This is a genomic window from Deinococcota bacterium (assembly GCA_030858465.1).
Lineage (GTDB): Bacteria > Deinococcota > Deinococci > Deinococcales > Trueperaceae > JALZLY01.
The window spans coordinates 1-10,143 of record JALZLY010000330.1; the positions used below are offsets into that span (position 1 = coordinate 1).

The following is a 10,143-nucleotide window of genomic DNA, read 5'->3' on the forward strand; positions in this document are numbered from 1 at the left end:
TCGGGAAGCATAGCGGTTTGGACGAAGCCGAACACCTTCGAAGGCATGAAATAAAGTTCAGAAGCAGCTTTGTAATCGACTTGATTGAAGTTATTAAACAAGTAGAGTGTGATGTTGCTGTTAGGTAGGCTTTGGTGGTCTCTTACAAGATTCTCGGCAAGCTTGAAAAAAGCGTTCGCGGCTCTAAACGTTCCTGTGTCGCGGACACCCACGCCCTGATTGATTTGCGTGTTCAAGACATGCTGATGACTTTGCTCGGCCCACTTGAACTGCACATCATCGTTGCTGAAGTGTGGCAAGGCGAGCATCTTGCCTACTTTGACCAGCCCTAGCGGGAAGAACTGAAGCGCTAACGTGACGGCGGCATTTATGGGCGTACCGATCTGATTACCTGATTGAAAGTTGCCGCTCTCGGCATCGCTCATCGGTAGATACACTTTGGCGACATAGGTGTTTGCTGGTTTTCCTGAGACGGCACATGTCATACCGATAGTGTGCTCATCTGGGTTTTGGAGAGCCTCGAGCCAACCCGACAAGAGAGCGTTGTACTTAGCTTCAAGGTTCTTACCATTATTAAGCGCCGAGTTTGGAAAGACCGTATAAAGGCTCTTGTTCCAACCCTCTTGAAAATAGAGTTTTACAAGCTGAGGAATAAGCGCCTGAACCTCATGAAGCGTCAGCTCACTGGGATGGTTAGTGCCAGCAAGCGCTGCCATCATCTCCTGTCCCGTATCAACAAAAGGATTCCCTGTGGTGAACCAGATTGGCTCTTGTGCTGGCTGAGTCACCTCACCACCTCCACCATCCCAAACCCCTGCGCATTCTTCCCGCCCAGCCCCACGTCATAAGCGAGTTCAAAGTACGGCTGCGGCAAGGTCATTTCATACACCCCCGTCCATGCCTTGAACATGCTGCCCTTGTAGATGATGATCTTCTGGTCCCCTTCATTCACCCGGTAGGGCCTCACCCACGCCTCCTTCAGCGCTTCGTCCGGGGCCTCCTCCCAGCCCAGGGCCTTGGCCTTACGCGCCAGATTTCCCAAGATCATGCCTCCCCACTCCCTTTCCCTGGGGTCGTAATAGTAGGTCTTCTTGCGCCCATCGCCGTGCGTGAGGGTGCTGTAGATGGTGATGGGGGAGAGGGTCTTGACCCTGACGGGCCGCCGAAAGTCCGGTCTGGGCGGGGTCAGGATTTCTACGCCGCTGACCGCGCAGGCGTTGTTGCCTAAACGTAGTTGAGAAGATTTTAGCAGATGTTCGGCCAGCGAACTGAGGATGTCGGTGTTGTACGAGGCCAGCTTGAACGAGGCGGGACCGGCAAACGTGAGGCGGCTGTTCTTTCGGTCAAAGGCGGTTTGCCCCTCGAGCCTCGAGAAGGTGAACATCTTGTAGGTTCTGGCGGCAGTCCTATAGGCCTCGCCGTGGAGCCATCTGGCGAGGTTGGGCTCGAGAAGGCTGTAGATGAGCCCCTGCACGAGCGCGTTGTAGTGGACGGGCAGGTCGAGCGCGCGGCTGGGCTCGAGTATGATCTTGATGCGCAAAGGGTTCCCTTTTGACGGCAGGCGGGCGACATGAAAAGTCGGCGTTTGCCGCAGTATAGCGCAAGCCGGCAGGGCGAATTAAGGCAACTTGCTCGCCTGGTCGCGCGCCGGCTTGCCGGCGCGTTGTACCGGCAGGTACCAGAGCAGCGCCGCCAGCCCGCCTGTCGCCGTAAAGCCAAAGGCGGCGGTGTAGGCCAGGGGCGGATAGTGCCCCAGCGCGTCGGGTGCGAAGAGCCCGATCAGGACGCCCATGAACCACTGCAAGAGCGCCGAGCCGCCGATGCCGAAGAGGTTGGTGGCGGTGACCGCGCGGCCGGTGATGGTTGCGGGAAAGATGGCGCGGGTGTGGGCCAGCAGGAGGACGTTGCTGGCTCCGCTCAGGCCGAACAGCGCGTACAGCGGGCCGAGGAGCGCGGGGCTCGGGATCAGGCCGGGCAGGGCGAAAGAGGCCTGGGTCAGGAGAAAGAGCGTCATGGCGAGGATCACCACCCTCGTCAGGCCGAAGCGGTCGGCCAGCCAGCCCGAGAGGAGGAAGCCCAGCATCACGCCCAGCGCCATCAGCAGGAGCAGGTTGCCCGTTTCGATGGGGCTCATGCCCCAGACATGGCTGAGATAGGGCCCGCCCCAGAGCGTGTGGACGGCGAGTTGCGTGCCCGCCAGAAAGGCGGCCAGCGGGGCGATGCGCCAGAAGGTGGGGTGTCGGAAGACATCGCCCAGGCTGCCGCCGCCCGCGCCGGACTGCCAGGGAAGGTCCGGCGGGTTGTTGCGGCTCCAGAGCCCGATGGCGGCCGCGCTGGCGACTACCGCCAGGCTGCCCCAAAAAAAGGCCGCGCGCCAGCCGAACTCCGCGCTCAGCCAGGCCAGCGGCGTGGCGGCGATGAGAGCGCCGGAGGCGCCGAAGCTCATAAACAGGCCCGAGACCGTCGCAAAGCGCAGGGGCGGGAACCAGTAGGAAAAGGCCTTGAGCGCGCCCATCAGGATTCCCGCCATGCCCACGCCGATGAGCGCCCGGCCCAGTGCCAGCAGGGCGAAGCCCTCGGCCAAGGCGAAGAGCAGGCTGCCCAGGGCGCCGACGAGCATCAGCGCGGGCGTGACGAGGCGCGGCCCGTAGCGGTCCAAGAGGCTGCCGAGCGGCAACTGCACCGCGGCGAAGGCAGCGTAGAAGAGGCTGGTCATGAGGCCGAGCTGGGCGGCCGTGAGCGCCAGGTCCCGCACCAGGTCGGGGGCGATGACCGCATTGGCGGCGCGGTAGAAGTAGGAGAGAAAGTAGGCGACGGCAAAGAGGCTGAAGACGGCGGCGGGCTTTGGCATGGTGTGGGACCTGGTGTGGCGGCTTTCTGCGGTTCTGCCTTGGGGACCGGAATGCGGAGAGAGACGAATGACGGTGGAGGGGCGAAGCCTGCTATACCCCTGATATACCACGTGGGGCGGCGAGGGGCGTGATCTTGTGGCAAGACGCGGTGATGGCTGTCGCGGCTGGTATAGTGATGCATGGCGGTCTATTCATGAAAGAACTCAAGCTCGAGTACGACAAGGATATCTCCCTGGGGCGCTACGCCAACCTGGCGGTCATCGCCCATACCAAGGACGAATTCATCATCGACTTCGCCTTTGCCTATCCCGGTCAGTCGCCGCGCGTGAACGCCCGGGTGGTGGTCAGCCCGCAGCACGCCAAGGCGCTCATGCGCAGCTTGGAGGACAACATCCGCAAGTTCGAGTCGCGCTTTGGCGCTATCCCCGAGGCGCAGTTGCGGCAGGGTGGGGGAGAGCAGAACTGAGCAGAACTGAGAGGAAATCCTAGCCACTGCCGCCGCTGGAATCTTGACTCAGGCGAGCTTGACTCGTCGCCCCGTCAGGGGTACAGTAAGCTTCCGCGTCGGGGCGTAGCGCAGCCTGGTAGCGCACATCGTTCGGGACGATGGGGTCGGAGGTTCAAATCCTCTCGCCCCGACCATAAGCCTCTGCCACAGGTGGAGGCTTTCTCATAGCCCCTCTCATAGCCCCTTGGTGGCTGGGCGGCTCAGCTCTTGGGCCTGCCGGCAGTCTCCTGCCTCTGTGCCTCCTCGTCGTCCTCGATGCCGCGCAGGCGCTCGTGGCGGCGGTTGGGCAGGCGGTCGCGCAGCGACAGGGCGTACTCCGAGAGCTGCAAGAGGCCTTGCGCCACGGGATAGCGCAAACAGAACTCGCCGTCGGCGACCTTGGCGACCATCTGGAAAGGCGGATGGGCGAGGACCTCCAAGACCTTGACCACCTGGTCGCGGGGGGCGTCCAAGTCGGCGATGACATCCTCCAAGAGAAAGATCGACGGCGCCTTGAGCGCGGCCAAGCGCCCGATCACCGCTGAGAAGTGGCCGCGCTCGGCGATGCGTTTGCCGATGGCGGCCTCGAAGCGCTCCAAGCCGTGCTGAAAAAGCCCTTCGCGCTTGAAGTGAGCTTCCAAGTCGTAGGGGCTGATGGGCAGTGTCTGCAAGAGGACGTGGGCGCGCTCCAGACCCTCCCAGGACCACAGCGTGGCGCGGGCGAGCTCGGCGGGCGAGACCAGGCGCTGGAGGTCGTGCTGCCGGCCGAAGACCGCCACGTAGTGCGCCTTGGAGTCGCGGCGGCGGGCCAGCAGCGCGGCCCAGTCGAGCCGGGCGTCGTCGGGGTGAAGGTGGATGAGCGCGTTGTAGTGGTGCCGGCCCAAGTCGGCGTGGGCCAGGAGCTGGGCGTGCGACAGGCCCTCGACGCGGTAGCCGAAGTCCTGCAAAAAGGCCCTCGCCTTGCGGTTCAGGCTGAAGTCGACGCTGTCGTCGCCCCCCTCGGCGGCGGTCTCGCCGGGGAACATGACGCCCCGCGGATAGGGTGTGACGGTGACGCGGCTCCTGGCGTGGTCCTTGGGCACGAAGACGAAGTCGTCGTCGCTCGGCGCGGCCGGCCCTTCGGGACGTGCCTGAGCCAGGGTCTCGGCGCCATCTGGCGCAGGCGTCTCGGCGCCCTTCTCCTGCGGCTCGAGGTTGTGGGGCTCGAGGTTGTGGGGCTCGAGGGAAGGCGCGTCAGGGCGGAGTTCGAACGCTTTGACAGCCGGTGTCTCAGGGCGGGGCTGCGCTCTGGCCGCTTCCTCGCTCTCCCTGCGCCGCGGCGTCCAGCGGCCGCCTTGCTTGACGAGGCGGATGTCGCTCATCAGGAGGCGGTCTACGTCGGTGTCCTTGGGCAGGTGGGGAAAGAGTTCCTTGAGCTCGGCCGCCGAGAGCGGCGCGTTGAGCTCGAGCACCTTGTAGGCCAGGAGCTGGGCGAGGTCGCCGTCCGACATGGTCGGCTCCTTGGGCCGCACCACCGGCGTCAGGGCGAAGCGGCCGTCCTCCAGGGGAGAAACCACCACCACGTCGTTGACGTCCATGTGGTGGGTCCGATAGAAGTCGGCGAGGCCCGTCAGCAGGCGCTTGTCGCGCAGCTCGAGGCTGTAGTCGGTGTTCTTGACGGTGTCGAGGGCGCGGACATTGCCCGCGTCGGGAAAGAGCTGCATCATCTTCGAGGAGAGCGTCATCTGGCCCCCCCGCAGGCAAAGGCGCGTCAGCGAGTATTTCAGGTTTGTTTGCATGGGCCCCGTCCTTGAGTCAGGTATGAGAAGCCTGGGTGAACTGGCTGTTAGTCTAACAGCTTAACACCCATGCGCGGCTGAGAAGCCGGGCCGAGGAGGGTCTTGCGAGCTCAGCTCAAACTGCGCACGAAGACGGGCTTCAGCCTTCGCCGTCGTCCTCGCCGGCTACCTCGAGCGCGTGCAGGGCGGCCTTTTGCCAGTTGCGGGCGAAGCCCTCCAGGCTGGGCGGGCCGCTCAGGCGCATCACCCCGGCGGGCCTTCCCTCATAGCCGCAGGCTAAGCAGGCGACGAGGTCACCGAGCAGGGCGTCGGCGGGGAAGACCTCGCCGCAGCCCGCGCAGCGCACCCGGGGTCTCACCCCTCGGCGGTCCTCATCACTCGAGCCACCGGTCCTCGAGCCACCGGTCCTCGAGCCATCAGTTCTCGAGCCATCAGTTCTCGAGCTTGGAGTTGCCGAAGACCAGCTTGTAGCGGCGCTTGGGGCTTGGCACGGGCTCGGCCGGTGGCGCGGGCGTCGCGGCGCCGCGCTCCGCGACGGGGTGCTCGGGCTTGGTGGCCTTGGCTCTAGCCTCGGCAGGTGAGGTCGGGGCAGGCGAGGTCGGGGTGAGGAGAGCCGCGCGCGCGGTGCGGGGGTCTTTGCTGGTTTGGGGCTTCTGGGGCTTGGCCTGGGGTTTGGCTTGGGGACGCTTCTGCACTTGCGCCTTTGCCTCCCGCTTGGTCTCCTCGAGCTCCGCCTCGCTGGGGAAGGGCAGGTAGGACGGCAACAGGTCGATCTGCCGGATGGTCGGGTTGGCGTCCAAGATGCGCACCCTGAGAGGCTCGCCCAGCTTGAAGCGGCGCCGCGTGCTCTTGCCCATCAGCATCATGGCGTCCTCTAGGTACATGTAGTAGTCGTCGTCCAGGTTCGAGACGTGGATGAGGCCTTCGACGGCGTTCGGCAACCCCACGAAGACGCCGAAATTGGTGACGCCGGTAATGTGGCCCCCAAACTCCTCGCCGCGGTGCTCGGCCGCCCAGCGGGCGTGGAAGTAGCGGCTGAGGTCGCGCTCGGCCTCCTCGGCGACGCGCTCGCGCTGCGAGGCGTGCTCGGCCAGCGCCGGAAAGTCGGTCTTCATGCGCTCCCTTAGGGTCGGCGAGAGGCGGTGCTGCAAGGAGGCCCTGAGCACGCGGTGGACCACCAGGTCGGGGTAGCGGCGGATCGGGCTGGTGAAGTGCAGGTAGTTGGCAAAGGCCAGGCCGAAGTGGCCCAAGTTGTCGGCGGAGTAGCGGGCCTGCTTCAAGGAGCGCAGGAGCAGGGTATTCACGAGCTGCGCCTCGGGTTTGCCGGCGGCCTGCTTGAGGATGGTTTGCAGGTCGGCGGGGGTGGTGTGCTCGAGGTCTAAGGTGTAGCCGAGCCTGGAGAGCGCCTTTTGCAGGTCCTGGAACTTCGCCTCCGAAGGGTCCTCGTGGACGCGGTAGAGGGTGGGGATGTTGCGCTGCGAGAGGTCCTGGGCGACCAGGCGGTTGGCTAAGAGCATCATCTCCTCGATGAGCTGCCGCGCCTGGTTCGAGCGAATCGGCATGAGGTGCAGCGCGCCGTCCTTGTCCACGTCGACCTTGGCCTCGGTAAAGTTGAAGTCCAGGGAGCCGCTGCCCAGGCGCGCCTCGCGCAGCGCCTGGGCGATCTGCATGAGCGCCTTGATGTCGCGCTCGAGCTTGCGCTTGCCCTGCGGCAGGCGGCCGCCGTCGGCGAACTCCTGGACCTGCTCGTAGCTGAGGCGGGCGTCGGACTTGATCACCGTCTCCTGGAAGGTGACGCCCTTCACCTCGCCCTCGCGCGTGAGGTCGATCAAGACCGACAGGCAGAGCCTGGCCTCGCCTTCGACGAGGGAGCAGATGCCGTTGCTCAGCTCCTCGGGCAGCATGGGCAGGACCTGTCCGGGTAGGTAGACGCTGGTCGCCCGCTCGCGCGCCTCCTTGTCGAGGCTGGTGCCCTCGGCGACGTAGTAGGACACGTCGGCGATGTGCACGCCGACGCGCAGGAGGCCCGTCACGCCCTTGCCTTTGAGGCGCTCGACCGAGAGCGCGTCGTCGAAGTCCTTGGCGTCCTCGCCGTCGATGGTGAAGGTGGGGACGCCGCGCATGTCGCTGCGCCCAGCCATCATCTCGCCGGTCACCTCGGGGGGCACGGCGCGCGCCTCGGCCAAGGTCTCGGGCTCGAACTCGGGCTTTAAGTCGAATTTGATCATGACCGCGCGGGTCTCGATCTCGGGGTCGTCGCCCTCGCCCAGGTACTCGGCGACCTCGCCGAAGGGCTCGCGCTCGCCCGAGTCCTCGGGCCAGACGATCTTGGCGACCAGCCTCGAGCCCGCCTCCATCTCGCCGACCGACTCCGGCGTCAAGAGGATGCGGCCGCGCAGCCGGGGCGAGTCGGGCCGGAGGATGGCGTAGCCGCGCGAGTACTCCAAGGTGCCCACCATCTGCTGGTGCTTGCGCTTTAAGATGCGCACCACCTTGCCGCTGACGCGGTCGCCCTCCTTTTTCATGGGGTTGGGCCGGGCGACCACCTTGTCGCCGTCCCAGGCACCGCCCAGGTCCTCGGCGGGCACGAACAGGTCGGCCACCCCCTCCTCGTCGGGGATGACGAAGCCGTAGCCGCCGGCGGTCACCTGCAGGCGGCCCAGGACCAGGTTCATCTCCTGGGGCAGGCCGAAGGTGCGGCGCCGGGTGCGGATGAGCTGGCCGGCGTCGGCCAGGGCCGCGAGTTCGCGGTTGAGCCAGGCGCGGTCGTCCACGCCCAGGTGCTTTTGAACGTCCTGGACGTGCCAGGGCTTTTCGGGGTTTTCCTTGAAGAAGCTGTAGAGTTGTTCGCGCTCGAGTTCAGACATAACTACCCCCAGTCTAACGCGTTTGGCGGTCGTTGCGGGTGCCGGGTTGACGGCAGCGGCCGTTTAGGCGGGATCAGGGTCTAGGGCTCGGGCCTGGGTTCTTCAGCTTGGACACGCGAATCAGGCCCCTGTTATGCCTGTTCTGTATAATTTCTTGCATGGATACAAGCGCGAGCGAACGGCGCCGTTCGCTACACGCGGCCAAGCGCGCCATCTACTTGAGCACCACGCTCACGGGCATCATAGCGATCCCGGCGGTGCTCGTCACCAACACCTTGAGAGGCGCGGGGGCAGTGTCCTTTGGAGCTTTCGTCCTGCTGTTGCTGGTTGCGGTCTTGGGGACGCTTCTCTACCTCCTCTGGCGGAGGGTGCTGCCGGTGGACGTTTTCGAGCGACTCAAGCTGAACCTGCTCTCGCTCTTCTTTCTGGCGGAGTTTGCCTACAGCTTCCTCCTCGCCGGCCCCCTGACCGCCGCGCCGGGCACCACCCTTTGGGCGCCCTTGCTCTGGATTATGAACGCCCTTGCCTACCCGCCGCGCCGGGCCTTCGTTCGCTCGGCCCTGCTCCTGGGGGGCAGCGCTCTCACCGTGGTGCTGAGCGTGCTCCTGCGTCCCGACGCCCATCTCTGGACGGGCGACCTGAGCGCCGGCCTCGTCCTTTTTTATCCGCTCTCGGCGACCATGATCGGCATCTTGTTCGTCTTCTCGAGCGTGCAGTACGCTTACACGGGCCTCGAGCGCTTTGCCGAAGAGATGGCGCAGAGTGCCGATACCGACGCCCTCACCGGCGCACCCAACCGGCGCTACCTTGAAAAGGCCCTGGCGCAGGGGCTCTATAGCGCCGAAGTGCACGGAACGCCGCTGTCGCTCATCCTCTTCGACACCGACCAGTTCAAGCAGGTCAACGACGCTTACGGTCATGCCGTCGGCGACGAGGTGCTCAAGCAGTTCGTCAGGATCGCCCGGCGGCATCTGCGCAAAGCGGACCGGCTCGGCCGCTGGGGCGGCGAGGAATTCGTCATCCTGGCGAGCGACACGGGCGACGAGGCCTTAGCCTTGGCCGAGCGTTTGCACCTAGCGGTCCAGGACAGCCACTTTCGCGGCGTAGACAGGCCCATCACCATCTCCTTGGGCGTGGCGACCTTTCGCCCCGGCGACACCGCCGAGACACTCCTCGAACGCGCCGACAAGGCGCTCCACGAGGCCAAGGAAGCCGGGCGCAACCGCGTGAACCGAGAGACGCGGCTTCGCCCCTGGCGCTAGACTTGCGGCCGAGGGGCTAGACTGAGGCCATGGACCATGACGCCTTTAGAGCAGCGCTCGTTTATGCCGGCGACGCCCACCACCGGCAGTGTCGCAAGGGCTGCGAGGTGCCCTACGTCACCCACGCCGCCGACGTCGCCGAGTCGCTCGCCTACTACTACCCGAAAAACACCGCGCTCGCCCTTGCCGGCCTCTTGCACGACGTCGTCGAAGATACCAGCGTCACCCAAAGCGAGCTTACGGAGCGCTTCGGCGCGGAGGTGACCGGGCTGGTCATGGCCGTGACCAAACCGGGCGACCCCCGTCTCAGCTTCCACGAGAAGCGCCGCGCCACCTTGGACGCCCTCGAGCCGGAGCGCCAGGATGTCTTGCGTCTCAAGGCGGCCGACGCGCTCTCCAACCTGCGCGCCATCCGCCGCGACCTGAGCCACGTCGGCGAGAGGGCCTGGGGCAAGTTCAAGGCGACGAAGGCCGAGAGCCTGGGCTACTACCGCGACATCCTCGCGCGGGTGCGCGCGGGTATTGGCGGCGAGCCGCTGGTGGGCGAGTTGGGGCGCGAGTTGCGCGAGGTCGAGAGGCTGAGCCCCTAGGCCACCCTGGCAGCTCCAGGCTCCGCTGACCATGCTCTACTGACCAGGACGCTTCGCCTTTGATGAAGGTGGCATTTTGCCACCTTCATCAAAGGCTTTACCGGAAAAACACAAAAGAAAGCCCCCGGATTTATCCGTGGGGACGAATTTTGTGCTGAGCAAAGCGAAGTATATTGCAACACCTCGCAAGATACTCTATAATGGTGTTTATGCCGACGGCGACCCTCACTCTCAAGCTACCCTTTTTGGACCTGAACAAGGTCAAGATGGCAGCGTGGGATGAGTTGACGGCGCTGAATACGCAGGT

Annotated in this window: 9 protein-coding genes and 1 tRNA gene; 4 read left to right on the plus strand and 6 right to left on the minus strand. The window is 65.0% G+C overall.

Annotation, left to right across the window (positions count from 1 at the left end; genetic code table 11):
- The 3 genes from M3498_16305 to M3498_16315 all read right to left on the minus strand — a co-directional run.
- On the minus strand, nucleotides 1-788 hold a 788-nt coding region (locus M3498_16305; protein MDQ3460835.1), incomplete at its 3' end, for a hypothetical protein.
- Nucleotides 785-1,540: a CRISPR-associated endoribonuclease Cas6 gene (gene cas6 / locus M3498_16310; protein MDQ3460836.1), complete on the minus strand. Its 756-nt coding sequence runs from the start codon at nucleotides 1,538-1,540 to the stop codon at nucleotides 785-787. The genes cas6 and M3498_16305, both read right to left, overlap by 4 nt.
- Nucleotides 1,541-1,618: 78 nt before the next feature.
- Nucleotides 1,619-2,851, minus strand: coding sequence for an MFS transporter (locus M3498_16315; GenBank protein ID MDQ3460837.1), 1,233 nt, complete (start codon nucleotides 2,849-2,851; stop codon nucleotides 1,619-1,621).
- 194 nt (nucleotides 2,852-3,045) lie between these two features.
- On the opposite strand from M3498_16315, the gene M3498_16320 reads away from it, so the two are divergent.
- Both M3498_16320 and M3498_16325 read left to right on the plus strand, forming a co-directional pair.
- Nucleotides 3,046-3,318 carry a DUF3467 domain-containing protein gene (locus M3498_16320; protein MDQ3460838.1) on the plus strand — a complete coding sequence of 91 codons (273 nt, stop codon included), beginning with the start codon at nucleotides 3,046-3,048 and terminating at the stop codon, nucleotides 3,316-3,318.
- 99 nt (nucleotides 3,319-3,417) lie between these two features.
- Nucleotides 3,418-3,494: transfer RNA gene (locus tag M3498_16325), tRNA-Pro, on the plus strand.
- Nucleotides 3,495-3,560: 66 nt separating this feature from the next.
- On the opposite strand, the gene M3498_16330 is transcribed toward M3498_16325, so the two are convergent.
- The 3 genes from M3498_16330 to rnr all read right to left on the minus strand — a co-directional run bounded on the left by M3498_16330 (nucleotide 3,561) and on the right by rnr (nucleotide 7,984).
- Complete coding sequence (locus M3498_16330) at nucleotides 3,561-5,117, minus strand: hypothetical protein (protein MDQ3460839.1); 1,557 nt, start codon at nucleotides 5,115-5,117, stop codon at nucleotides 3,561-3,563.
- A 139-nt stretch (nucleotides 5,118-5,256) separates the two neighbouring features.
- The gene (locus tag M3498_16335) at nucleotides 5,257-5,475 is read right to left on the minus strand and encodes a hypothetical protein (protein ID MDQ3460840.1); all 219 of its coding nucleotides are present in this window, start codon (nucleotides 5,473-5,475) and stop codon (nucleotides 5,257-5,259) included.
- Nucleotides 5,476-5,548: 73 nt separating this feature from the next.
- Entirely contained in the window at nucleotides 5,549-7,984 is a 2,436-nt protein-coding gene (gene rnr / locus M3498_16340; protein MDQ3460841.1) for a ribonuclease R, read from the minus strand.
- A gap of 158 nt (nucleotides 7,985-8,142) precedes the next feature.
- Here rnr and M3498_16345 point away from each other — a divergent pair, with 158 nt between their 5' ends.
- Together M3498_16345 and M3498_16350 are read left to right on the plus strand one after the other, a co-directional pair.
- Nucleotides 8,143-9,246: a GGDEF domain-containing protein gene (locus tag M3498_16345; GenBank protein ID MDQ3460842.1), complete on the plus strand. Its 1,104-nt coding sequence runs from the start codon at nucleotides 8,143-8,145 to the stop codon at nucleotides 9,244-9,246.
- A 29-nt stretch (nucleotides 9,247-9,275) separates the two neighbouring features.
- On the plus strand, nucleotides 9,276-9,836 hold the full coding sequence (locus tag M3498_16350) for an HD domain-containing protein (GenBank protein MDQ3460843.1): 561 nt from the start codon (nucleotides 9,276-9,278) through the stop codon (nucleotides 9,834-9,836).
- Nucleotides 9,837-10,143 lie beyond the last annotated feature (307 nt).

What these genes read in the sequence shown, in the direction of transcription:
- M3498_16315 (MDQ3460837.1), bottom strand. Translation starts at nt 2,851, where the DNA reads ATGCCAAAGCCCGCCGCCGTCTTCAGCCTCTTTGCCGTCGCCTACTTT.
- M3498_16330 (MDQ3460839.1), bottom strand. Translation starts at nt 5,117, where the DNA reads ATGCAAACAAACCTGAAATACTCGCTGACGCGCCTTTGCCTGCGGGGG.
- M3498_16350 (MDQ3460843.1), top strand. Translation starts at nt 9,276, where the DNA reads ATGGACCATGACGCCTTTAGAGCAGCGCTCGTTTATGCCGGCGACGCC.
- M3498_16320 (MDQ3460838.1), top strand. Translation starts at nt 3,046, where the DNA reads ATGAAAGAACTCAAGCTCGAGTACGACAAGGATATCTCCCTGGGGCGC.
- rnr (MDQ3460841.1), bottom strand. Translation starts at nt 7,984, where the DNA reads ATGTCTGAACTCGAGCGCGAACAACTCTACAGCTTCTTCAAGGAAAAC.
- M3498_16345 (MDQ3460842.1), top strand. Translation starts at nt 8,143, where the DNA reads ATGGATACAAGCGCGAGCGAACGGCGCCGTTCGCTACACGCGGCCAAG.